Origin of the sequence: Glutamicibacter sp. AOP5-A2-18 (assembly GCF_052446055.1) — a bacterium.
In the GTDB taxonomy this organism is placed as follows: Bacteria; Actinomycetota; Actinomycetes; order Actinomycetales; family Micrococcaceae; genus Glutamicibacter.
In genome coordinates this window covers 654,284-677,567 of record NZ_JBQSVW010000001.1, presented here as the reverse complement: position 1 = coordinate 677,567, position 23,284 = coordinate 654,284, and the positions used below count along the sequence as shown (strand labels likewise).

Sequence of the window (23,284 nt, the reverse complement as noted above, 5' to 3'; positions counted from 1 at the left end):
ACGGGGTCCTTTGGCAAGCGCTACTAGTTCCTAGTGGAAGAAGTGGCGTGCACCGGTGAAGTACATGGTGATGCCAGCTTCGTTCGCAGCTTTGATAACTTCCTCGTCACGTACCGAACCGCCTGGCTGTACAACAGCCTTGACGCCAGCGTCGATCAGGATCTGCAGACCATCAGCAAATGGGAAGAAGGCGTCCGAGGCAGCCACGGAGCCCACTGCACGTTGCTCCGAAGAAGCTGCATCAGCGTTCTCGGCGCCACCGGCTGCATCCGCGCCGGATTCGACCTTTACGCCCAGGGTGTTGGCGCGTTCAACTGCCAGCTTGCAGGAGTCGATGCGGTTGACCTGGCCCATGCCAATGCCCGTTGCTGCACCGTTCTTGGCCAACAGGATGGCGTTGGACTTTGCAGCGCGTACTGCGCTCCATGCAAATTCAAGGTCAGCAAGGGTAGCAGCGTCAGCAGCCTGGCCGGCAGCCAGGGTCCAGTTCGCTGGGTTGTCGCCATCAGCATCGATCTTGTCACCTGCCTGAATCAGCATGCCACCGGATACCTGGCGGAACTCGTTCTTGTTACGGCCATAGCCCTCAGGCAAAGCCAGGAGACGGATATTCTTCTTGGCCGAGAGAATCTCAACTGCTTCAGCTTCGAAGTCCGGAGCAATGACAACCTCAGTGAAGATGCCCTTGACGGTTTCAGCCATTTCCTTGGTTACCGTGCGGTTAGCAGCAATGACGCCACCAAAAGCGGAAACTGGATCGGTAGCGTGAGCCTTGCGGTGCGCATCAGCGATCGGATCAACAGCGTCATCCGAAGCTACAGCCACACCACATGGGTTGGCGTGCTTAACAACGGCAACAGCAGGCTTCTCGAAGTCGAAAGCGGCACGCAGTGCAGCATCAGCGTCAACGTAGTTGTTGTAGCTCATTGGCTTGCCGTGCAGCTGGTCAGCCTGCGCGATGCCGGCTGGTGCAGCCTCATCAACGTAAAGTGCCGCCTGCTGGTGTGGGTTCTCGCCGTAGCGCAAAGCTTCGGCACGCTGCAGCGCAACGCCCGCATAGGCTGGCCAATCGATGACGCCGTCGCCGTCCTCATCGAGGAACTGGCTTGCGGTCCACGAAGCAACAGCGGTGTCGTAGGCAGCGGTGTGAGCGTAAGCCTTGGCAGCCAAACGCTGACGGGTCTTCAGATCAAAACCACCATCAGCAGCAGCTGCGATGACCTGTGAGTAGAAGCTTGGATCTACAACGATGGATACAGCAGCGTGGTTCTTTGCAGCCGAACGGACCATTGCTGGACCGCCAATGTCGATCTGTTCAACAACTTCGTCCTGGGATGCGCCGGAAGCAACAGTCTGCACAAATGGGTACAGGTTTACAACAACCAGATCGATCTGATCAATGTCCATCGAAGACAGGGTATCCATGTGCTCGCTAACGCGACGGTCGGCAAGGATGCCACCGTGGATACGTGGGTGCAGGGTCTTGACTCGACCGTCAAGCATTTCCGGCGAACCGGTCACCTGCTCGACCTCAGTCACAGGGATTCCGGCGGCAGCGATCTTCTTAGCGGTAGAGCCGGTGGATACCAGCTGAACGCCTGCGGCATGTAGTCCGGAGGCCAACTCCTCCAGACCAGTCTTGTCGTAAACGGAAATCAGTGCGCGACGGATTGCGACTTTGTCCAGCACGGTCTTACTCACGAAATTTTTCTCCCGGCGGTGAGAATGAATGGGGCGGGTGGCGACTAGGCCACCGCCCTCATTCTAACCAAGGGATGACCCGAATATTCAGTTCGTGTCATGGTCCTTCGACAAGCTGAGCAAGCTGTGGGAAATACTTGGACAGTTGCTTGTCAGTCAGGCAAAGACGCAGAAGTTTCTCGGCATGATCTTCATCGGCTACATAACAAACCAAGTCTGCAGGGGTACGTTGCTGAAGTTCTTCTCGCAGGCTCTGTGCCACCGCAACAAGGGTGCGATAGTAGCGTTTTATGGTGACTTCCCAGCCTTCGTGCGCTGCGAGGTCGGTCATCGCATCGGACCAGAGGGTGGCTGCCGGGTCTTCGCATAAATCAATGGCTGACCAGTGCCAATCGCTTGGTTCCCACTTATCAGAATAGAAACTCTCAGAGTCGTCTGCATCGAGGCCTTCTTCAAGCGAGGCCAGAACCTGATCCAGATCTTCCTCATCATCGTTAAGGCTCGAGTCTTCCTCGTCGGTTTCCTGTTCATCCGCGTCAGAAATCACTATGGAGTCGTCATCGATTGTGACGTCTTCAGATTCGGTTGAACTACCAGGCTCCGCATCTTCGCGGTCTTCATAGTCGGCAGGCTCGTCAGCATCTTCGCCGCGCTCCACCAGTTCTTCTCTTGATGCCGTGACGCGATCACGTTCTAAAGCCTGTACCGAATTCAGCGCAAGCAACGGCATAGCGATGCTCTCGCTTTCTTCGGTGCTGACCCCGTGAAGGGCAATGGCATAGAAGTCTTGGTCGGGGTGTCCAGTAATTACTTCCGCCGCGTGCCGAAGGGCGGTCACCCGTATCGCCTCTTCGAGAGCGGCCCAATCTACTCCCATGCCCAGAGAGTACTCCCAATCAGGCGCTGAATGACAGACCTTGACGCGCCACACAAAGAAGCGTAGAGAGCTACGCTCAATTCACAGTTTTCGGTTATGCTTCGACGCGATACACACTACTTTCACTCGCATTGAGAAAGGCGCCCTTTCGTGTCTTCTGCTCTTCCGCCTACGGGCACCAACGTCGTACAAGAACTTCCCTTTAAGTGGAAGGTACAAGGCTCGATATTTATCATCGGTGGCCTCGGATTCATGTTTGATGCCTGGGATGTCACGCTCAACGGTGCATTAATTCCATTGGTCGCCCAAGAGTGGGGACTAGACCGGCCCACCGCAGCGCTTTTGGGCACGTCAAACTTGGTTGGTATGGCACTGGGCGCATTTGTGTGGGGCGGAATTGCCGACCGGTTTGGACGCAAAAAAGCCTTCAGCCTGACGTTGTTGATGTTTGCAGTGTTCACCGTGCTCGGTGCATTCTCACCAAACTTCGGCTTCTTTGTGGCCTTCCGGTTCTTGGCCGGACTTGGGCTGGGAGGATGCATCCCGGTGGATTACGCGCTCGTTGGCGAGTTCACCCCAGCTAAGTTGCGTGGACGAGTACTTACCGCAATGGATGGCTGGTGGCCAGTGGGTGCTGCCCTGTCATTCTTCGTCTCCGGCTGGGTGATGGCCACAGCCGATAACTGGCGTTTGATTCTTGCTGTGATGATCCTTCCGGCATTTGTGGTGTTCTTTGTACGTCGTTCCGTGCCAGAGTCACCGTTGTACTTGGCTGCCAAAGGTCGCGAGGCAGAAGCTCGTGAAGTGATTGACTACCTAGTTGAACGCACCGGCGCCACCAAACGTGACTACGTCATCGAACAAGTGCCAGTTGAGCGTCCTTCCCGTTGGTATGAGCAGGTAGTTTCTCTCTGGCGTTACTCGTGGAAAATTACTGCGACCAGTTGGCTACTGTTCATCACTGTTCTGCTGGTTTACTACTTGGCACTGACGTGGCTTCCATCAATCTTGACCGAGGCTGGAATGGCGCAGTCCGCTTCATTCTTCGCCACCGCAGTCATGGCTCTAATGGGTCTACTCGGAGTGGTGATTGCCGCGCTCCTTGTTGAACGAGTTGGCCGCAAATGGCTGCTTGCCGTTTCCGCACCGCTCTCCGGACTAGTGCTGGTCATGGTGGCACTGAACCTGAAGGTTCCAGCTGCCGCAGTGGGTTGGGTGTTGGTCTTTGGTGTCATCGTTCAGGTGGCCATCCCCGTACTGTATGCCTACGTTTCTGAGATGTACCCGACTGAACTACGCGCCAGTGGATTCGGTTGGGCCTCAACCATGTCGCGCTTTGCTGCCGGATTTGGGCCGCTGATTTTCGCCGCGCTCTGGCCAGTGCTCGGTCTGCCTACGCTGTTCATTGCCGCGAGCGTACTGGTCACCTTGGCCATCATTTTCATGGCAAAGTTCGCGCCAGAAACCATGGGCCGCCAGCTGGGCTAGCGCACCTTAATCCATTGATGAACTCGATGCCTGACGCCAAGAGCCGACTCGTACAATTAGAAGATCACCACTCTTCAAGAGGTACAACGTCGCAATATCCTTGGCGGTTGGCATCGTGGAGCACAACGACGGGAAAATCACCGATGCAGTTTGACCAGAAGCAGCTCAAGGAAGATGGATTTACGGGCTTCCGCTCTGTGGCCACACTTGAAATCAATCGCATCCCGCACCGTCAAGGGATTTTTGTCGTTTTGGCGCCCTCGGACTATGAACCGCGGTACCTTAACCGCAGTACGGCTGGAACATTCAAGAAGAAAAACCCCTCGCTTAAACCCGAGCAGCTAGAAGCCGAATGGGTCCACGACACCGAAGTCCTATACATCGGAAAGGCCAGCCCAGGCAGCCAAGGCAATCGTGGGCTGCGCCGGCAGATTCAAGAATTCATCGACTTCGGCAATGGCAAACCACCAGGCCACTGGGACGGGCGCTTGATCTGGCAGCTGCGTGGAGCCGGAAAGCTCTTGATCGCGTGGAAAGAATTACCCGCCGAAGAGTTGAATGCTTCACTGGCTAAGTACCACGACAGCTTCCACGCACAGTACGGCAAGTTGCCCTACGCCAATTTGGTCCGCGCGCGGTGAAACGAAAGCGTGTGAAGAGGCGCCCTCGGTTTCGCTGGTTACGCGAAAATTGGGACGACCTCGTGGCACGCTTGCTGGAATTCTTCTCGCTAGGGCCGCGAAATTCACTGCTCAACTTCAGCGCCTTCGCCTACTCCATCCAGGGTTACGCCTTGAACCGGTCAAGCATTATCTGCACCAAACGCTCCTGAAGCTGTGGTGTCTGATTTTTGAAGGCTCGTGGCAACGGTCGAGTGGCTGCTCCAATGGCGGTGACCAGTTCTACGCCGTTCAAATCTCTGCGCACCAATTGTTGGTCTTTGGCCTGTTCAAGAACACGATTTACTGCCTGAGCGCATTCACGTTGCACGGTCAGCACTCGTTCATTCAGAGTCGCAGGCAGGGCTCCCCCAAACGCTTCGCTGAGCGCACCAAGATCGAGGCGCACCAGCTGCTCCAAGAATTTACTCCACGCTCGTGGCTCTTGGGCCAAGTTTTCCCTTGCGAGGTGAGCCGCATCCAATATTTCTTGCAGGGTTGTCACGGTAACTTCTTCAACTAGCTCGGGGCGGGCCGCGAAGTTGCGGTACAAGGTACCGATTCCCACGTTGCTTCGTTCTGCAATGGTGTCCATGGCAACGTTGGCGCCGTACTGGGCAAAGAGCTCTCGGGCCGAACGGAGAATAGTTTCACGTCGTTGCAAAGCATCTGTGCGCATCAACCGGTTATGCTTTCCACGGTGTTGGCGGCGGTGGGGTTTACCCATCTGCCGCTCAGAGAGTCTTAGATAGATGTCCTATTTGGTCGGATCCAAAACTCAGTGATCTTTCCAGAAATTGCTAAGCGTTGCCACGGCGTTAAGACTTTTGCCAGAAATCTATCCCCACACTTCAACTAAATAGCCTTTCATTAGTGATTTTTCGGTAGTCTGGCAGTGAACTACCCCGTGAGTTTTTGGGGATCTGACCTTCGAAAGGCCGCCATGCACGACGATACTTCCTTGACCACTGGTCGAGTCAAACGAGTACTGCAGGAACGAGTACTGCCTGCCATCTACTCGGACTCAATCCCGCTTGAGGTGTCTTGGCATGAACTTCCAGGTGAACCAGTAACACCCACAAAGGGCTTGGCATTGGACTACGTTCCAGCTCAGGTTGGGACCTCTTGGGGAGCTGCTTGGGGCACCACATGGTTCCACCTTCAAGGCCAGGTTCCCGCTAGTTGGGCGTCACGCCGAGTCGAAGCAATTATCGATTTGGGCTTCGACGTAAATATGACGGGGTTCCAGTGCGAAGGGCTCATCTACCGACCTGACGGCAACACCGTCAAAGCGCTAAACCCACGCAACCAGTGGGTGCCAGTTACGGAGTCTGCAGAAGGCAACGAGCTAGTGGATCTCTATCTTGAGGCTGCGTCCAACCCAGTATTGCTGGATCATCACCCGTTTTTGCCGACCGAAGAGGGAGACATTCTCACTTCTTCCACGCGCAAGCTCTACACCATCCGACGTATGGATCTGGCTGTATTTGAACCAGTAGTTCATGAATTAGCTCTTGACCTTGAAGTGCTCCTAGATCTGCAGGAACAACTGCCCCAAGGCCCGCGCAAGATGCAGATTCTTCAGGCCTTGGATAACGCCTTGGATGTTCTTGATCTTCAGGACATTACCTCAACGGCTCAGGCCGCTCGCGATGAACTAGCCGACGTTCTCGCCGCCCCGGCAGAACACAGTGCTCACCAGATTTCCGCTATCGGACACTCCCACATCGACTCGGCTTGGTTGTGGCCACTGCGCGAAACCATCCGCAAGGTCTCACGCACTGCTTCCTCGATGGTTGAGTTACTTGGCGATGAACCGGATTTCCTTTACGGAATGTCCAGTGCCCAACAATACAAATGGCTTAAGAGCCACCGCCCCGAGGTGTGGGAGCGCGTCAAGCAGGCGGTGGCCGACGAACGTTTCCTCCCCTTAGGTGGCATGTGGGTTGAATCCGATACCGTGATGCCATCCGGCGAATCTTTGGTGCGTCAATTCCAGTACGGCCAGAAATTCTTCCGCGACGAATTTGGTGTGAGTTCCAAAGGTGTGTGGCTACCAGATTCCTTCGGCTACTCCCCGGCCTTGCCGCAGCTGATGCGACGTGCAGGTTTTGAATGGTTCTTCACCCAGAAGATCTCATGGAATCAGCAAAACAAATTCCCACACCATAGCTTTGATTGGGAAGGCATTGACGGTTCTCGCATCTTCAGCCACTTCCCCTCCATGGACACCTACAACTCTCAGCTTTCCGGTGAGGAAGTTGCTAAGGCTTCCCGCCAGTTCCGCGAAGCGCGCATCACCAATAACTCCATTGCTCCCGTGGGCTGGGGTGATGGCGGTGGCGGTACCACTCGCGAGATGACTGGCAAGGCTAAGCGCTTATCCAATCTTGAAGGTAGTGCGCAGGTGCGTTGGGAACATCCCAACAAGTTCTTCGACCGCGCTAAGCGCGAACTTCCCAACCCACCGGTCTGGGTTGGCGAACTGTACCTGGAATTGCACCGCGCGACGCTAACCAGCCAGCACCAGACTAAACAAGGCAACCGCCGCACTGAGCAACTTCTGGTGGAAGCGGAGCTTTGGGCAACCACCGCCGCGTTGTATACGGGAGCGCAGTACCCTTACGAACAGCTAGACGAGCTGTGGGAAACGGTGTTGCTGCACCAGTTCCACGATATTTTGCCTGGCACCTCCATCGCCTGGGTACACCGTGAAGTTGTAGGCCGCTACGCACAAGTTGTTGAACAGGCTGAGGCGCTGATCCTCACAGCACAGCAGCAGCTTGCTGGGGACGGCTCAACGCCCATCGCTTTTAACGGGGCCGCGTTCACGCGTAATTCACTGTCCTTCGGTCAGGCAAAAGCACTCACTGCTAGCTGTGCGGATTCCGTTCAGGCCACCGCAGCTAGTGGTGGATATGTCTTGGACAACGGCATTGTCCGCATTCAGGTCAGTGATCAAGGACTGATCACCTCCGCAGTAGATTTGGCCACTGGCCGCGAGGCTATTGCTTCGGGCCAAGAGGCAAACCTCTTGCAGCTGCACCAAGACTTCCCCAACATGTGGGACGCCTGGGACGTAGATAAGTACTACCGCAATCAGGTCACCGACCTGCGTGAACTCAATTCCATGGAATTGTCCTCGACTGAGGATGGCAGCCAGGTCATCACCATCTCTCGTGGCTTCTCGAAGTCGACGGTCATTCAGCAGCTGAGCCTGGCCCCGGGTGACCGAACAGTTCATATCGCTCAAAGCACCGACTGGCATGAGGCCGAGAAGTTCCTCAAGGTCGCGTTCCCACTCGATGTTCGGGCCGAGCAAACCATCGCGGAAACACAGTTTGGCTATCACAAGCGAGTGACGCATATGAACACCAGTTGGGAAGCAGCGAAGTTTGAAACCTCCATGCACCGCTTTGTGCTGGCCGAGGAACCAGGCTTTGGTGTGGGGCTGATCAACGATTCCATCTACGGCTTTGATGTCACGCGCGAAGCCAAAGAAGCGCGCGTGACCACCACGATGCGTCTGTCGTTGCTGCGCGCCCCACGCTTCCCCGATCCGCAAACAGATCAAGGCATTCAAACTCACCGCTACGGGCTGGTGATCGGCGCCGATATCGCCACAGTCACTGAAGCTGGGGCGCTGCTCAATAGCGCAGAGCGAGTTGTTGTGGGTGCACAAGGCGTGGAACCACTTGTTGCTGTAACCGGTGAAGGCCTGGTGGTTTCCAGTGTGAAGCTGTCCGCTGATCGCAGCGGGGATCTGGTGGTGCGAGTCTACGAGTCGTTGGGACGACGTGCTCGTGGTGCCCTGAAGATCAATGCCGCTTACGCCTCGGCAACTACCGTGTCCCTGCTTGAAGATTCGTTGGCTCAAGCAGCTATTGATCTTCTTGATGGTGCGGTTCCGCTGGAACTGAGTGCTTTTGAGGTGCGCACCGTGCGCTTCAAACTCAGCGACTAAACATTAAGAATCTCAGGCTCGAACGCCTCGCCGTGGCTTACCAGGGCGAGGGTTCGTAGTCCTTGAGGAAGCAACCATAGAGGTCAATGCCGCGTTCCCCGTCCACGATCGGCTGGTAGACTCGGGCCGCCCCGTCGATTAGATCCAACGGTGCGTGCCAGCCTTCGGCGACCATGCGGACCTTGGAATCATGCGGACGTTCGTCGGTGATCCAACCGGTGTCCACCGCAGACATCAAGATGCCGTCGGTGTTCAGCATTTCTTCGGCACTGGTGCGGGTGAGCATATTGAGCGAGGCCTTGGCCATGTTGGTGTGCGGATGACCGGCACCCTTGTAGCGTCGGGAGAACTGCCCCTCCATGGCTGAGACATTCACAATGTATTTACGTCGTGCCCCACTGGCAGCCAAGGTAGGTCGTAACCGTGAAGCCAGCAAGAATGGTGCGGTGACATTGCACAGCTGCACTTCGAGCATTTCCAATGCGTCCACATTGCCCAAAATCTGGGTCCAGGAATTTTCTGTCACCACATCTGGCACCAGTCCCCCGGCGTCGATTGCGGTGCCTGCGGTAATGCGCTCCAGCGAGGCTGAGCCTGCCTTCATTGCCAGCTCTGCAAGTCGTTGTGCGTCGTAGCTGCCTAGCGGTTCCGGGGCCAACAACGCAGAATCCTCAAGCCTAAAGGCACTGGCCAAGGCTTTGGGGTGCTCGGCCGGCGGATTCGCTTCGCCCCATAGCTCCGGGCCGCCGTGGCTGGCCAGTAGTTCGGTGGCTAGCGGTTGCTGTTCGGATTCGATCAGGTGCTGATATGAGTTGGACGTGCGCCGAACGGTTTGGGCCGCGTTGTTGATCAAGATATCCAGCGGGCCTTCGGCGGCTACACGATCAGCTAGAGAGATAACCTGTGCCGGATCGCGCAGGTCAATGCCGACAATGCGCAACCGGTGCAACCACTGGTTGCTGTCTTCGATGGCCGCAAAGCGGCGGGCTGCGTCTTTGGGGAAGCGTGTGGTGATGGTGGTGTGGGCGCCGTCGCGAAGTAGACGCAACGCGATATGCATTCCGATTTTTGCTCGTCCGCCGGTGAGCAGTGCGCGCTTTCCGCTCAGGTCCGCGCGTGCATCACGGCGTTCACGACCTGCTGCAGCGCAGTCCGGGCACAGGTAGTGATGGAAGGCGTCAACGGTGGTGTAGCGGCGCTTGCAGATGTAGCAACCGCGTGGCCTGCGGAATTCGCCAGCAGTATCACCGTCGGTGGAAGCGCTCAGGTCTAAGCCCAAGGTTTCGTCGTCAAGGCGCTGAGGTGAACCGGTTGCGGTACGTTCAATCAGTGCGCGGTCTGCCGCACTAATTTCTGCTCGTTTCTGCGATTTTCTGAAACGCTTGGCGGCTTTGAACATGTTGCTGGTGGCGCGGCGTACAGCAACGTGCCGTTCGTCGTCGGAATCCAGTTCATGTACTACCGAGAGCACCTTCAGGGCCGTTGCCAGCTCCGCGTCGGTAAAAGGTTGCGTCGTTGAAGCCGCGTCGGCTTTAGGTGTTTGCTCAGTCATCTCGCCACCAATTTTACTTCCTTGGTGGCTCCGCGCGGTGTGCCTGGGTGGTGCTGTGCGCTACTTGCTCTTGGCTAGGTCTGCGAGGGTTGCAATGAGCAGACGGCGTTCAACAACTTTGATGCGTTCGTGCAACGTGTCTTCGGTGTCTGCATCATCGATGGCGACTGCTTCTTGGCGCAGGATCGGACCGGTGTCCACGCCGGCATCTGCAATATGTACGGTGCAGCCGGTGACCTTGACTCCGTAAGCCAGCGCGTCACGCACACCATGGGCGCCAGGGAACGAAGGCAGCAAGGCGGGATGAGTATTGATGTATGTGCCGTCAAAAGCGTTGATGAATTCTTCGCCGACGATTCGCATAAATCCAGAGGACACAACGTAGTCCGGTGCGTAGGACAGGCATTTTTCTGTCAGCGCATGGTTCCAGTCTTTGCGATCTTCGTAATCCTTGAAGTTCACAACAAAGGTTTCGATTCCGGCTTCAGCCGAACGCTGCACACCGTAGGTATCGTGTTTGTCGGCGCCGACCGCGGCGATGTCTACGTTGGGTAATTCACCAGCCTGAACGGCGTCGATGACTGCCTGAAGGTTCGAACCAGTTCCTGAAACCAAAACCACAATGCGCATGCCTTCAATTCTACGGTTTGGTCTTGCTTGTTTTTCATTCCGCTCAGGTTTGTTGCTTATGCCAGTCTCAAACTGGCGTGGAGAGCAAAGAAAAACGATGATTACGACATGAGTGAGATTGTTCCTGATCAGAAGAATTGGACCTTCGTTTTGGACTCGGTCTGCCCCGAGTGCCAGGTTGATGTCCGCGAGGTGACTCCCAAGGACGTCATCGAGCGATTGCCCTCTGGGGTTCAGCGCTATGTGACGGCGCTACACAATCCAGCAGCACGCGTGCGGAAAAATCCGGCGCGTTGGAGTGATCAGGAATATGTAACGCACGTAGCGCACATGTTGGTGATCATGACGCAGCGACTGGATCTGATGCTTGGGCAAGATGAGCCCACCTTCCCGAATTGGGATCAGGATCAGGCTGCCAATGAAGGTAATTACAACGCTCTTACTGCTGATGACGTCACGGCGCAGCTTGAGACCGCGGCTTCAAATTATGCCGAAAAATTGGGAAGCATCGGCGCTGAATCTTATTCCAGACGGGGTTTGCGTTCAAACGGTTCGGCCTTCACTGTTGAATCTTTAAACCAGTATGCGTGGCACGATTTTGTGCATCATCTGTGGGATCTGGACCCCAAGCCCAGCTAGAGCGGGCGTCTGGACTCCGGTAGGCGATGCGGCAAATTTATGGCAGCAGTTAATTTACTTGAAACCTGCATTGACCAACCCTGTGACCCGTGATACATTCTTCCCTGTTATACGAATAACTAACTCGCATCACTCAATGGGGAGACACTTTGATGGCTAGAGCCAAGCCCGCTTCCGGGCCCACAATGCACGATGTGGCAGCTGCAGCCAGTGTCTCCCAAGCCACCGTTTCCCTGGTCCTAAATTCCGCTCCTGGATCACGCTTCTCTGCCGACACTCAGCAGCGAGTCTGGGATGCAGTTGAACAGTTGGGATACCGCACCAACGCGCACGCCAAGGTGTTGCGCGAAGGTGTTTCAGGGATGATCGGCTTCATTGGCGACTCGGTGGCAACCTCACCTTTCGCTGGTGCAATCATCGAAGGTGCGCAGGAAAGAGCCTGGGAAGAAGGGCTCCTGCTGCTAACCATCAACACTGGCGGCGACAAAAAACTTGAGGCCGCTTCGCTAGATACGATGCTCTCCTACAAGGTGGCCGGTGTCGTGTACGCGGCAATGTATAACCGTTATCTTGAAGTCCCCAAAGCGCTGGCCGGTGTCCCTTCGGTCGTCTTGAACTCCCAAGACAAAGACGGCAAGCTCCCCAGCGTCGCTCCAGACGAAATTCAAGGTGGCTACACCGCCACTCGACGGTTACTTGACGCTGGCCATACCCGAATAGGCATGATCAACATCGAAACCTTAGAAAGTGGACTACCGGCAGCGGTGGGACGCTTCGCAGGTTATCAAAAGGCCATGAACGAAGCTGGAGTCAAAGTTGATCCTTCACTGCTTCGCTTCGGCGAAGGTGGAGAAACTCATGGCTACACCTTCGGTAGGGAACTACTTTCTTCCAACCGTCCGCCAACCGCTATCTTCTGTGCCAACGACCGCACCGCATGGGGCGTTTATCAGGCGGCAGCGGAGTTGCGGGTATCAATTCCTGATGATGTTTCAATCATTGGCTTTGATAATCAGTCCACACTAGCTCCGTTCCTTCGCCCCGGACTGACAACTCTTGAACTACCTTTCGCCGCAATGGGCCGACAAGCGGTGGATTTCCTCCTCCAAGGAGCTAAACCTGATGGTCAGGTAAAGCTCATGGATTGCCCACTTATTGAACGCTCGTCGGTATCACACCCCAAGGAGAAGCCTTGAGTCAATCATAACCAGCTGCTCTCAGGCGATTTAGCAAATCACTTAAAAAGCGCAAAGTTCCCTTTTCGCTTCAGCTGAAAAAGATCTTGGCAGCCTGGCAGTTATACGTATTACTAATACCTGCCCTGGCCTACATCGTGATCTTCAAGTACTGGCCAATGTACGGTGTCCAAATCGCATTCAGGAACTACAACCCCACCGACGGTTTCACCGGAAGCCAGTGGGTTGGCCTGAAGCACTTCATCAGATTTGTGAATTCTTACCAATTCACAGAGGTGCTGGGCAACACGATCTGGATCGCAGTACTGGGTCTGCTCATTGCCTTCCCGGTGCCAATCATCCTGGCGCTGCTCGTCAACGGGTTGCAGAGCGAGAAGTTCAAAAAGTTCACCCAAACCGTGCTGTACTCCCCTGCCTTCATCTCCACCGTGGTGGTAGTCGGCATGATGTTCGTACTGCTCTCTCCACGTTCAGGCTTGGTCAATAACGCCATCCAGCTCGCTGGTGGTGAACCGATCTTCTTCATGGGATCCCCCGACTGGTTCCGCCCGGTCTACCTGATTTCTGACATCTGGCAAAACGCCGGCTTCTCAATGATTGTGTACCTAGCAGCCCTAGCCGGCATCGATCCAGCCTTGCACGACGCGGCCAAGGTTGACGGTGCATCCAAGCTGCAGCGCATGCGCCACATCGATTTGCCAGGCATCATGCCAATGGTCACCGTGCTGTTCATCTTGGCAATCGGTAACTTGCTCAACGTTGGGTTCGAAAAGGCACTGCTGATGCAGACTCCGCTGAACCTCGCCAACTCTGAAATCATCCAGACCTACGTTTACCACGCTGGTCTGCAGCAGGCTCAGTTCAGCTACTCGGCTGCTATCGGTCTGTTCAACTCCGTCCTCAACCTGGTGCTGCTGTTGATCTTCAACCGTGTGGCTCGCCGGGCAAACCAAGCAACCTTGTGGTGATCCCCGATGTCATTAAAAACAATTCCAGCAACACCAGTTTCGCCTCGACGGGAGGGACAGAAGGTGATTAATCGTCAGTCCGGTGGCAAGTCAAAGTTCCGCCTCCTGCGCGAACGTTACGCCGACCGCACCTTCACTATCGCAGCGGTCACCATCCTGATCCTGTCGATCTTGGCAGTGGTTTACCCGTTGTACTTCATCGTGATCGCATCCATCAGTGATCCCAACGCAGTGTATGAAGGCAAGGTTTGGCTCTTCCCCTCCGGAGTGACTTTCGAGGGATACCAGCGAATCCTTACCGATGGCCGAATCTGGTCAGGCCTGACCAATACAGTGATCTACACGGTACTGGGAACGGCAATCAGCGTTTCCACCATCTTGTGCGGAGCCTACGCACTATCTCGCAAGGATATGCCGGGCCGTAAGTTCTTGATGTTGCTCTTTGTCATCACCATGTTCTTCGATGGCGGTCTGATCACCAAGTACCTGGTCGTGAAGGATCTGGGCATGCTCAACACCGTGTGGGGAGTAGTTTTGCCTGGCGCTGTTGGTGTGTGGAACCTGATCATCGCTCGGTCATTCTTTGAACACACCATCCCTAATGAATTGCGTGAAGCAGCTCAGATGGATGGGGCCAATGACTTCCGCTTCTTCTTCCAGATGGTTCTTCCACTATCAAAGCCACTGATCATGCTGATGATCATGGTGCACGTAGTGGCCAACTGGAACTCGTTCTTCGATGCTCTGATCTTCCTCAACGACGATTCAAAGTATCCCCTCCAGCTAGTTCTGCGAAACATCCTTATCCAATCCGATGTTTCCTCGACGGGCACCACCGGCGGAGATATTGCCTCCTACGCCGCGGCCCAGCGAATAGCCGAACTGACCAAGTACGCGATGATCGTCGTCTCCAGCCTGCCGCTGATGATCGCCTTGCCGTTCATGCAAAAGCACTTCACCAAGGGCATGATGATCGGCGCAGTTAAGTAATCACACTCTTCACCTCTCAATCGCAGGGCTAAGTTCCACTGCTTAGTCCTGCACCCCACCCCGAATAGGAACCACCATGGCACTTAATCGCCGACATGCAGCTCTTGCTGCAGCGCTAGCCGGAACATTGATGTTCACCGCTTGCGGCGGAGGAAGCTCCGATGCACCTGAAATCGAGGATTCCTCAGCGGAATTCGGCTTCCACGACACCGGCCTGCCGATCGTTGATAAGAAGCTGGACTTGACCTTCTCCGGTTCCAAGACCGCGCTGGCCCCTGACTTCAACACCATGACCGTGGTGAAGAACTGGGAAAAGGACACTAACGTGGCTCTTCAAGTTTTAGCGTGGTGACCCCGAAAAAGAAGTAAGGCCCGCAGTCCTCTGCGAAGATGAGTGTTGTCTAGACATACATCAGCAAGGAACTACGAGCCGTGTTCAAGGATACCGGGCCAATCGATGCTGCGTCGATTCTGTTGAACCTCAACGACTACCGCGTCATCAGCGCCACCCACGAAGCAGACGGACGACAAGCCCTCATCGAGCCCAAAGCTACCGAAGCAGCATGCCCCACCTGTGGAGTGCTCACCCAACGAATCCAGGCCAGACCAATACATCGGGTGAAGGACGTGCCAGTCGGCGGCACCGACCTGCAGGTATTGGTGCGCAAACGCCGTATGGCCTGCCAGGAATCGGCCTGCGAACGCCGTTCATTCGTTCAAACCACCGAGCAACTCCCGTTCCGTGCCAGGATCACCACACGACTCTCCCAACAGTTCGTGGACGAGATGAGTTCCGAACTCAGGGCAGTGTCCCGGGTCGCTGCCGCGCATGGGGTGTCTTGGCCTACGGTCATGGCCCGGCTAACCACGATCGGTGAACTGGTCGGGGACGTGGACCGCATGTTCATCCGCCGGCTCGGCATTGATGAGCACCGGTTTCGCAAAGTCCGCTACGCACGGGGCCGGACCGGGAAAGTAGTGCGGATTGAGCCGTGGTCGATTGTGTTTACTGATCTGGATACCGGAAAGATTCTGGATATCGTGGACGGACGCCGCGGCACGGCGGTGAAACGGTGGCTGAAGAATCGGCCACGGTATTGGCGCCAACGGGTGCAGTACGTCGCGATCGACATGTCATCGGAGTTCCGCAAGGCGGTGCGGGAGAATCTGCCGAAGGTAAAGGTTAGCGTGGATCATTTCCACGTGATTCAGCGGGCGAATCTGATGATCACCCAGGTCCGCCGACGTCGCTCCCACGAAGTCTTTGATCGTCGTGGCCGGGCTGCTGATCCGGCTTACAAGTACCGGAAATTATTGACTTGCAATCTGGAGAACTTGTCGATCAAGCAGGTTGAACGGTTGAAGCTGATCTTGGAATCAGACCCGGAACTCGGAGTGATCTATGCGATCAAGGAGCATGTGCGGGAACTATTGAAAGCTACGAATATCCATGAGTTCCAATCCCGGTGGGCGGTGCTGGAAAAGTCCGTGCGAGCAACAACAATGGTTGAGGCGAAGTCGCTGTTCCGGACGTTGACCGGATGGCGCAGGGAGTTGCTGGTGTTCGTTAGAACCAGATTGACGAACGCCAGGAGTGAGGCAGCGAATCTGACGGCGAAGAACTTGAAACGCATTGGCCGGGGTTATCGGAACCATGCGCATTACCGCCTTCGGATACTGTTATATACGGCAGGGCTGCGCCCGTGCTGAACACTCTGCACCACGCTTAAGTTTTAAGAGCCACTAACGTTCACATCAACTGGGAAAACCTTCCAGAGACCGTATTCCAGGAAAAGAAGAACCTGATTCTTGCTGGTGGCGATCTGCCAGATGCATTCTTCAACTCGGGACTGACCGACTCTGAAATTGCGACTTACGCAACCAGCGGCACCCTGATCCCGCTTGAAGGTCTGATCGAAAAGAACGCACCAAATCTTTCCAAGCTGCTCAACGAGCGTCCTGATATCAAGGCCGCGATCACTTCCTCAGATGGTCACATCTACTCACTGCCTTCCATTGAAGAGCTCGGCTTGGTTCAGTTCCCTAACCAGCTGATCGTCAACACCGCATGGCTAAAAAAGCTGGATATCCCGATGCCTAAGACCGTGGATGAATTCCACGATGCGCTCAAGGCTTTCAAGGAAAAGGATGCTTCGGGCACCGGCAAGACCATTCCGCTGAGCTTCATGCCAGGCTCGTGGTGTGCCGATATCGTTGACCTGATCGCTGCCCTCGGCGGCATCCCAGACAATGCAGATCACCGCATTGTTCAGGACGGAAAGGTCATCTACACCCCTACCCAAGAGGGTTACAAGAAGGCCATCCAGACTCTGCACACCTGGTACAAGGAAGGTCTGATCGACCCAGAGTCGTTCTCGCAGGACGACAAGGCTTACCTAGCCAAGGGTAAGGCTGCCAAGGAAAACCTCGGCTCGTTCGTTTGGTGGGAGACCCCAGAAATGGTTGGCGCTGACCGTGCCAAGGACTACGCAATTGTTCCAGTTCTGGAAGGTGTTGACGGCCAGCGTATCGCCAGCCAGTCCAACAACCAGGAAATCGCCCGTGGCGCCTTCGCCATCACCAACGTCAACAAGTACCCAGCAGCTACCATTCGTTGGGCCGACCACCTTTACGATCCGGTTGAATCCGCTCAGGCTAACTGGGGACCAATCGGCGAGACGTTGAAGAAGGATGAAAAGACTGGTCTGCTCACCCAGATTCCAGTCAAGGAAGGCGAAAGCGAAGGCGAACGCCGCCAGAAGGTCGCACCAAGCGGTCCAAAGGCTAACACCGCCGAGAACTTCAAGACTGTTGTCGCTCCGGAGCCACGCGCTGCCGAACGTCAGAAGGTTGTTAACGAGTTCTACAAGCCATTCGCTGGCAACGAGGGTTACCCTGCGGTCCCACTGTCCAACGATGAGCTGCAGGAAATCAGCACCGTTGAAACCGATGCTGCTTCATTGGTTGAGCAGAAGGTCGCCAAGTGGATTGTCACCGGCGGCATCGAAGACGAGTGGGACGAGTACGTCGCACAGCTTCAGAGTGTTGGCGTTGATCGCATGGTAGAGGTCTACCAAACCGCGCTGGACCGTTACAAGTCCAACTCCTAATTCACCACGCACAAGCTAGGGCCGGACGGAACCTGAAAATTTCCGTCCGGCCCTTGCTCTAGAACTAATCAAACCAGCACAGAATTGAGCTTGTTTCCCATGACTGCTTCGACCGCCTCAACGGCCGAAAAGTACCGCCCGTCGCTACACTTCTCAGCGCAAGATACCTGGGTCAATGATCCCAATGGGCTGATTTACCACGATGGTCTCTACCACCTGTACTACCAGAACAACCCTTTCGGAAACGTCTGGGGAAATATGTCCTGGGGACATGCCACCTCACCAGATCTGCTCTCCTGGACACACCATCCGGTAGCCATCGCCTGTGATGAAAATGAAGATATCTTCTCCGGCAGCATTGTCTTTGATAAAGAGAACACCAGCGGTTTTGGTACGTCCGAGCGCGCTCCACTGATCGCTTTTTACACCAGCGCTTACAAGCCAGGCAACGCTCGTCACGGCATCCAAGCACAGTCCGTCGCTTATAGCCTTGACGGCGGTTATAGCTGGAGCAAGCACTCCGGGAATCCGGTGATTGATCGCAACTCCCCCGAATTCCGTGATCCTAAGGTCTTCCGCTACAGCTCAGCGGAGACCAGCTACTGGGTTATGGTCACCGTTGAAGCACAGGATCACCAAGTAGTTCTGTATAAGTCCGAAAACCTCTTGGACTGGCAATACTTGAGCACCTTCGGTCCTGCCAACGCGACTAGCGGAGTCTGGGAATGCCCGGATCTGTTTGAACTACCGGTAGACGGCGGAGTCAACGGATCTAAGTGGGTTCTGGTTGTTAACTTGAATCCTGGCGGCCCCAACAATGGTTCGGCAGGACAATACTTTGTCGGGCAGTTTGACGGCACAACCTTCACCTCCGAGTCCACCGTGACCGAAGGACGCTCCGACAACGAGCGTCTGAACGACTATCAATGGTTGGACTGGGGCCGCGACTACTACGCAGCCGTTTCCTTCGGGGACGTTCCTGATGGGCGTCGTCTGATGATCTCTTGGATGAACAACTGGGAGTATGCGAATCAGATTCCTACCTCACCATGGCGCAGCCCCATGTCGTTGGCCCGAGAAGTAACGCTTCAGACCATCGATGGTGCGCCGCGCTTGGTGCAGAAGCCAGCCTTTGATCCGAAAAACGAACTGGGCTCAACTCAAAACTTCAGCCTCGATTCGGTACAGCTGGATAACGAAGTTCGAGTACTAGACCAGGCCCGCGGCGCGGTGCAGCGTATTGAGCTCTCGGTGACACCGGGAACTGCCAATGAGGTCGGTTTAGTTGTTCGCGGTGGACAGGCTGAGGGTACGCGCATCGGTGTGAACCTTGAGCAATCTGCGCTCTTTGTTGATCGCCGCAACTCAGGCGAAAGCGATTTCCACGAGTCTTTCGCTTCGCTGGATAAGGCACCTATTCTTCCGGTTAACGGATCCTACGAATTGACGATCTTTGTTGATCATTGCTCGGTGGAGATCTTTGCTCAAGGTGGGTCAGTGACGATCACGGATCTGATTTTCCCGTCCCCTGAGAGTATTGATCTTTCCCTCTACGCAGCAGGCGGTAGTGCGCAGTTCAGCAATGTAGATGTTGTTCGCTTCGACTGATTCAGCGACAGCGGATGGTTCTGCATCTGGGTACACAAAAGGCTGACGGAAATTTTCCGTCAGCCTTTGGTGTATCTAGCTTTAACCCTCTAGTACCGGGTCGGTTTCAAACAGTGGGGCAATGAGATACCCGATCGCCGTACCGATGCCGATCTGCAAGGCCAAAGCGCCAGCAGTCAACCACGGATTCGGGCCGAGATCTGTCAGGCGTCCGATGGCCAAGGAACCGGATGCCAGCCATGAACCGAACAGGCTCAGCACACCGGCAACCACTCCGGTAAAGACCGACAAGCAAGCCGTGGAAGCGCCCAGTGCGAGCATGTTGAACGGGATGCGACGGGCGAACCAATCTTCTAAGTGGTTCTCTCCCCCACGCAAGAAATACCAGCCAGCAAGAATACCTGCAGCAACCGGAATCAGCATGAACAGCCAATGGTTCGAGGCGTCACCCGATGGGATAGATGCCAGCATAGGGATCGATGGCAGCGGCCCCACCGTGGTTTCCAAGCTGGATAATGTGCTTCCGGAGCCCAGGGTGAATCCGCCACCGCTGACCCACGATAGGACCCAGAATGACGCATTAGGAATCAACGCCAATTGCACCAAGGTCAAAGCTGCCGAGCCGATGGGCCCTGGACGCAATTCCTGATACACGTTGGCAACTTCGGTCCAGTGCAGACCCATGTTGATAGTCAGCAGCAACCCGCTAATCCCCACGGCCGCTACGTAGCCAAGGAACCCGGCCACAACAACATGCCATACATAGGAACCAGCCCAGCGGCGGTGCGGAGACAGACGCTGAATATAGGCGGCAATGTCCACGCCAAATAGTCGAGCCCACGAACCGGCCTCGCGGCGCGCTCCGATAATCAACCCCAGGGTCGCAATGATCAGCGGGATGAAAATAGCGGCAAAGAGATTCACCCGCGCGTAACTGTTATTAACGAGCAGTCCCACCACCGCGCCGATGGCGCCATAAGCGGCAAATGCTCCGAGCAGCCCTTGCCAGAGCTGATCGGTGTAGGAAGCACGCGCGATGCGTCGACCTGCGCGCAGGCAGAAGGCAAAGGGAAGTAACGACAGGCCCAAAGGAATCAGCGTCAGCCATCCGGAAACGGAGCTAGGATCCTCGCCTGTGCCTAGGTTCAAAACTTCAATTGGCACACCGTGGATCATCAGCCAGATGAATCCAGCAAACTGCAAAATGACGTTAAAGGAGTCTTCCAAGAAGCCGCCGCTGAAGTACACGGCGATCAGTGGCAACATGATCAGGGCTATGCAAAATACAACGGACTGCAGGATCTCAAAAACGCCCTGCAACGCAAGGGGCATTGGCCAGCCGTTGCGCAGACGCAACATCACTGCCTTCATGGGTTTCTTTTCGCGGCTCATCATTCTCAATGTTGCCACCAATAGGCTCGCCTCACGCAGATCGACGCGCATCCTGCCCCTGAGCGCTTGCCAACAACCGCGTTACTAATAACTCTTTGGTGCCGCTGCTTTTGTGTCGTTGCTGAAACTTGCCGCCAGTGCTTCGGTGGCACGGGCGAGCAAAGCTACGTCAGCGCCAACACCGACAAAGTCTGCGCCTGCTTCCATGTAGGTCCGCGCGGTTTTCTGGTCAAAGGCATTAACGCCGGCATATTTGCCGGCCGCTTTGGCTGCGTTGATGGACTTGATCACTGCATCCACCACCTCTGGGTGGTTCTGCTGCCCGATGACGCCCATCGATGCGGCCAGGTCAGACGGGCCAATAAAGATGCCGTCTACGCCGTCGGTCGCCAGAATTTCTTCCACGTTGGCCACAGCTTGTTCGGCTTCGATCTGCACCATGATCGTGATCGTGTCATCAGCGCGAGTCAGGTAGTCGGGGATCCTGTTCCAGCGTGCCGAGCGCGCCAGCGCTGAGCCAACTCCGCGTACACCCTTGGGCGGATACTGGCAGGCCGCTACCGCTGCGGCAGCTTGCTGCGCGTCATTGACCATCGGGATGATCAGTGACTGCACTCCAAGATCCAAGAATTGTTTGATGACTACAGGGTCATTGACCGCGGGACGAACTACTGGGACCACCGGATAGCTGCGTACCGCTTGGAGCTGAGCCAAAATGCTTTGTAGGTCATTCGGTGAATGTTCACCGTCAATGAAGAGCCAGTCGAATCCGGCACCGGCACAGATTTCGGCAATCAGTGGCGAAGCGGAGCAAACCCAAATGCCGGCCAGGCTATGGTCTGCATCCCTAAGCGCATCTTTGAGCGACGGATCTGGTTCTACTGAAAATGGCATGTCACAGTTCCTAGCGGTCCATAATCTGCAAATACGGTGTCGTTCGCCTCGACCCACATGGGCCGGGTGAAGGAACCGGCAAGAATTAGTTCACCGGCTTTGAGCTTATCGCCGTGGGCAGCAATCTTGTTGGCCAGCCAGTACACGCCAGCAGCTGGGTGGTTGAGCACGCCTGCGGCGACGCCGGTCTCTTCCACGGTCTGGTTTTTGAACAGGATGCCCGAAACCCAGCGCAGATCTATCGCATCTGGCTTGACCGGGTTGCCTCCGATGACCATCGCACCCATCGCGGCGTTATCGCTGATGGTGTCGACGATGGTGCGCCCTTCCATCTCTACGCGGGCGTCAAGGATTTCAAGCGCTGGGATGACGTATTCAGTGGCGTTCAGTACATCGAAGATATTGGCCCGTGGACCTTCGATATCTTTCTTGAGCTTAAAGGCAAGCTCCATTTCAACGCGGGCACCGGTGAAGTCGGAGAAGTTGAAGACTGCGCCGGAATCATGAACCATGTCGTCGAAGATGATTCCGTAGTCTGGCTCGGTGATCCCGGTGGCCATTTGCATGGCGCGTGAAGTCAGGCCGATTTTGCGCCCGACTAAGGTCTGACCGGCGGCTTCGCTGCGTTGGCGCCACAGGTTCTGCACGCGGTACGAATCTTCCACGGTCATCTCCGGGTAGCGTGCGGTTAAACGGGCTACAGGCGTGCGCGTGCGACCGGCCTGAACCAGCTCATCGGCGATGGCCGTGATTGTTTCCTCGGATAGCATCTGCGGCTACACCTTTCACGTCAGTTCCAATCAAGGTGAGCCGCCTATTTCTACCTCGATGAGGTGGCTCACATTTCTTGATCGTACCGAGCTTCTGGGCGCATGGCACATCGTACTAACATTTCGTCTTTTGCTATCTGCCAGTTGCTCGCACATTTGCCAGCAGCGTTTCAAATGGCAGCGAGGTCATATCATCGTTGGGGTCCGCAAATTCACTGACTGAGGGTGCGATTGATCTAGTATCGCCCAAATCTTGATCTGCCTTGAGCTCACCATCAGCGAGGCTCAGTGATATCAGGACCTCTTGGGCCACTCGGCGAGCGCGTTCAGTCAGCGTTCCTGCGATTCCTTGACCACCAAAATCTTCAGAAGCGGCGAAGACTGTGGTCGGCATGATGTTGGTTCGCAGGTAGGCAAAGATAGGGCGCATTGCGTAATCGATGGCCAGCTGATGACGCTGGGTTCCGGCGGTGGCCGCAAGCACTACGGTCTTTCCGTTGAGCGCCTTGGGATCAAGAATGTCCAGGAAGGACTTAAACAGTCCCGAAATGGATGCCGTAAATACCGGAGTGACCGCCACCAGGACATCGGCGTTGACTACCGCGTCAATGACGCGTTGCAGTTGAGGTGCTGCGAAGCCGGTGAGCATGTTGTTGGTGATGTCGCCAGCATGCTCGCGCAACTCAATATTGTTTAGATCTACTTGGGTGCCAGCTGCCGCTAGTTTCACAACGATGCTGTCACCAATCTGGCGTCCTAATAGTGAGGAGCTTGAAGGAGAGCCTAGGCCGCCACTGATCACTACAACTGATTTGCTCATGAGTTCTACCTTTCAAATTTATATGC

At 55.5% G+C, this 23,284-nt stretch carries 19 protein-coding genes and 1 pseudogene; 11 read left to right on the top strand and 9 right to left on the bottom strand.

The genetic code is table 11. The annotated features are described in order from the left end of the window. Nucleotides 1–30 precede the first annotated feature (30 nt). Nucleotides 31–1,701, bottom strand: a complete 1,671-nt coding sequence (gene purH / locus ACT3RW_RS03265; protein WP_444612800.1) for a bifunctional phosphoribosylaminoimidazolecarboxamide formyltransferase/IMP cyclohydrolase — start codon at nt 1,699–1,701, stop codon at nt 31–33. 97 nt (nt 1,702–1,798) lie between these two features. Continuing rightward, nucleotides 1,799–2,578, bottom strand: coding sequence for a hypothetical protein (locus tag ACT3RW_RS03260; protein ID WP_131090267.1), 780 nt, complete (start codon nt 2,576–2,578; stop codon nt 1,799–1,801). 150 nt (nt 2,579–2,728) lie between these two features. Between ACT3RW_RS03260 and ACT3RW_RS03255 the strand changes: the two genes are divergently transcribed. Together ACT3RW_RS03255 and ACT3RW_RS03250 are read left to right on the top strand one after the other, a co-directional pair. After that, a complete protein-coding gene (locus ACT3RW_RS03255; protein ID WP_444612799.1) occupies nt 2,729–4,066 on the top strand; it encodes an MFS transporter in 1,338 nt (445 codons plus the stop codon). A 143-nt stretch (nt 4,067–4,209) separates the two neighbouring features. Beyond that, nucleotides 4,210–4,707, top strand: coding sequence for a hypothetical protein (locus ACT3RW_RS03250; protein WP_444612798.1), 498 nt, complete (start codon nt 4,210–4,212; stop codon nt 4,705–4,707). A 145-nt stretch (nt 4,708–4,852) separates the two neighbouring features. Here the strand turns inward: ACT3RW_RS03250 and ACT3RW_RS03245 are convergent, their stop codons facing one another. Then, nucleotides 4,853–5,404 carry a TetR/AcrR family transcriptional regulator gene (locus ACT3RW_RS03245; RefSeq protein WP_444612797.1) on the bottom strand — a complete coding sequence of 184 codons (552 nt, stop codon included), beginning with the start codon at nt 5,402–5,404 and terminating at the stop codon, nt 4,853–4,855. Between the two features lie 264 nt (nt 5,405–5,668). Between ACT3RW_RS03245 and ACT3RW_RS03240 the strand changes: the two genes are divergently transcribed. Continuing rightward, complete coding sequence (locus ACT3RW_RS03240) at nt 5,669–8,689, top strand: alpha-mannosidase (protein ID WP_444612796.1); 3,021 nt, start codon at nt 5,669–5,671, stop codon at nt 8,687–8,689. 37 nt (nt 8,690–8,726) lie between these two features. On the opposite strand, the gene ACT3RW_RS03235 is transcribed toward ACT3RW_RS03240, so the two are convergent. Continuing rightward, a complete protein-coding gene (locus ACT3RW_RS03235; RefSeq protein ID WP_444612795.1) occupies nt 8,727–10,241 on the bottom strand; it encodes an SDR family NAD(P)-dependent oxidoreductase in 1,515 nt (504 codons plus the stop codon). 60 nt (nt 10,242–10,301) lie between these two features. Then, a complete protein-coding gene (gene purN / locus ACT3RW_RS03230) occupies nt 10,302–10,871 on the bottom strand; it encodes a phosphoribosylglycinamide formyltransferase (RefSeq protein WP_131090273.1) in 570 nt (189 codons plus the stop codon). Between the two features lie 27 nt (nt 10,872–10,898). Here purN and ACT3RW_RS03225 point away from each other — a divergent pair, with 27 nt between their 5' ends. The 8 genes and pseudogenes from ACT3RW_RS03225 (at nt 10,899) to ACT3RW_RS03190 (ending at nt 19,382) form a co-directional block, all read left to right on the top strand. Next, nucleotides 10,899–11,510 (top strand): DinB family protein, encoded by a 612-nt coding sequence (locus ACT3RW_RS03225; protein WP_444612794.1) that lies wholly within the window; start codon nt 10,899–10,901, stop codon nt 11,508–11,510. A 152-nt stretch (nt 11,511–11,662) separates the two neighbouring features. Next, a complete protein-coding gene (locus ACT3RW_RS03220; protein WP_444612793.1) occupies nt 11,663–12,706 on the top strand; it encodes a LacI family DNA-binding transcriptional regulator in 1,044 nt (347 codons plus the stop codon). A gap of 86 nt (nt 12,707–12,792) precedes the next feature. Next, a complete protein-coding gene (locus ACT3RW_RS03215; protein WP_444612792.1) occupies nt 12,793–13,674 on the top strand; it encodes an ABC transporter permease in 882 nt (293 codons plus the stop codon). Between the two features lie 6 nt (nt 13,675–13,680). Next, nucleotides 13,681–14,664, top strand: a complete 984-nt coding sequence (locus tag ACT3RW_RS03210; RefSeq protein ID WP_444612791.1) for a carbohydrate ABC transporter permease — start codon at nt 13,681–13,683, stop codon at nt 14,662–14,664. 76 nt (nt 14,665–14,740) lie between these two features. Then, nucleotides 14,741–15,016: a hypothetical protein gene (locus ACT3RW_RS03205; RefSeq protein ID WP_444612790.1), complete on the top strand. Its 276-nt coding sequence runs from the start codon at nt 14,741–14,743 to the stop codon at nt 15,014–15,016. 80 nt (nt 15,017–15,096) lie between these two features. Continuing rightward, nucleotides 15,097–16,374, top strand: a complete 1,278-nt coding sequence (locus ACT3RW_RS03200; RefSeq protein ID WP_444612499.1) for an ISL3 family transposase — start codon at nt 15,097–15,099, stop codon at nt 16,372–16,374. A gap of 41 nt (nt 16,375–16,415) precedes the next feature. Next, nucleotides 16,416–17,774 (top strand): annotated as a pseudogene (locus ACT3RW_RS03195) (ABC transporter substrate-binding protein); the annotation flags it as partial. Nucleotides 17,775–17,873: 99 nt separating this feature from the next. After that, nucleotides 17,874–19,382, top strand: a complete 1,509-nt coding sequence (locus ACT3RW_RS03190; protein WP_444612789.1) for a glycoside hydrolase family 32 protein — start codon at nt 17,874–17,876, stop codon at nt 19,380–19,382. An 81-nt stretch (nt 19,383–19,463) separates the two neighbouring features. Here the strand turns inward: ACT3RW_RS03190 and ACT3RW_RS03185 are convergent, their stop codons facing one another. The 4 genes from ACT3RW_RS03185 to ACT3RW_RS03170 all read right to left on the bottom strand — a co-directional run bounded on the left by ACT3RW_RS03185 (nt 19,464) and on the right by ACT3RW_RS03170 (nt 23,258). Then, complete coding sequence (locus ACT3RW_RS03185) at nt 19,464–20,792, bottom strand: cell division protein PerM (RefSeq protein ID WP_242632585.1); 1,329 nt, start codon at nt 20,790–20,792, stop codon at nt 19,464–19,466. A 66-nt stretch (nt 20,793–20,858) separates the two neighbouring features. Beyond that, nucleotides 20,859–21,668, bottom strand: a complete 810-nt coding sequence (locus tag ACT3RW_RS03180; RefSeq protein WP_131090278.1) for an aldolase/citrate lyase family protein — start codon at nt 21,666–21,668, stop codon at nt 20,859–20,861. After that, the gene (hpaH, locus tag ACT3RW_RS03175; RefSeq protein ID WP_444612788.1) at nt 21,653–22,438 is read right to left on the bottom strand and encodes a 2-oxo-hept-4-ene-1,7-dioate hydratase; all 786 of its coding nucleotides are present in this window, start codon (nt 22,436–22,438) and stop codon (nt 21,653–21,655) included. Before hpaH ends, ACT3RW_RS03180 begins: the two co-directional genes overlap by 16 nt. Before the next feature lie 133 nt (nt 22,439–22,571). Next, entirely contained in the window at nt 22,572–23,258 is a 687-nt protein-coding gene (locus ACT3RW_RS03170) for a CE1759 family FMN reductase (protein WP_444612787.1), read from the bottom strand. Nucleotides 23,259–23,284: the final 26 nt, after the last annotated feature.

What these genes read in the sequence shown, in the direction of transcription:
- ACT3RW_RS03260 (WP_131090267.1), bottom strand. Translation starts at nt 2,578, where the DNA reads ATGGGAGTAGATTGGGCCGCTCTCGAAGAGGCGATACGGGTGACCGCC.
- ACT3RW_RS03250 (WP_444612798.1), top strand. Translation starts at nt 4,210, where the DNA reads ATGCAGTTTGACCAGAAGCAGCTCAAGGAAGATGGATTTACGGGCTTC.
- ACT3RW_RS03245 (WP_444612797.1), bottom strand. Translation starts at nt 5,404, where the DNA reads ATGCGCACAGATGCTTTGCAACGACGTGAAACTATTCTCCGTTCGGCC.
- ACT3RW_RS03240 (WP_444612796.1), top strand. Translation starts at nt 5,669, where the DNA reads ATGCACGACGATACTTCCTTGACCACTGGTCGAGTCAAACGAGTACTG.
- ACT3RW_RS03235 (WP_444612795.1), bottom strand. Translation starts at nt 10,241, where the DNA reads ATGACTGAGCAAACACCTAAAGCCGACGCGGCTTCAACGACGCAACCT.
- purN (WP_131090273.1), bottom strand. Translation starts at nt 10,871, where the DNA reads ATGCGCATTGTGGTTTTGGTTTCAGGAACTGGTTCGAACCTTCAGGCA.
- ACT3RW_RS03220 (WP_444612793.1), top strand. Translation starts at nt 11,663, where the DNA reads ATGGCTAGAGCCAAGCCCGCTTCCGGGCCCACAATGCACGATGTGGCA.
- ACT3RW_RS03210 (WP_444612791.1), top strand. Translation starts at nt 13,681, where the DNA reads ATGTCATTAAAAACAATTCCAGCAACACCAGTTTCGCCTCGACGGGAG.
- ACT3RW_RS03205 (WP_444612790.1), top strand. Translation starts at nt 14,741, where the DNA reads ATGGCACTTAATCGCCGACATGCAGCTCTTGCTGCAGCGCTAGCCGGA.
- ACT3RW_RS03190 (WP_444612789.1), top strand. Translation starts at nt 17,874, where the DNA reads ATGACTGCTTCGACCGCCTCAACGGCCGAAAAGTACCGCCCGTCGCTA.
- ACT3RW_RS03180 (WP_131090278.1), bottom strand. Translation starts at nt 21,668, where the DNA reads ATGCCATTTTCAGTAGAACCAGATCCGTCGCTCAAAGATGCGCTTAGG.
- hpaH (WP_444612788.1), bottom strand. Translation starts at nt 22,438, where the DNA reads ATGCTATCCGAGGAAACAATCACGGCCATCGCCGATGAGCTGGTTCAG.
- ACT3RW_RS03170 (WP_444612787.1), bottom strand. Translation starts at nt 23,258, where the DNA reads ATGAGCAAATCAGTTGTAGTGATCAGTGGCGGCCTAGGCTCTCCTTCA.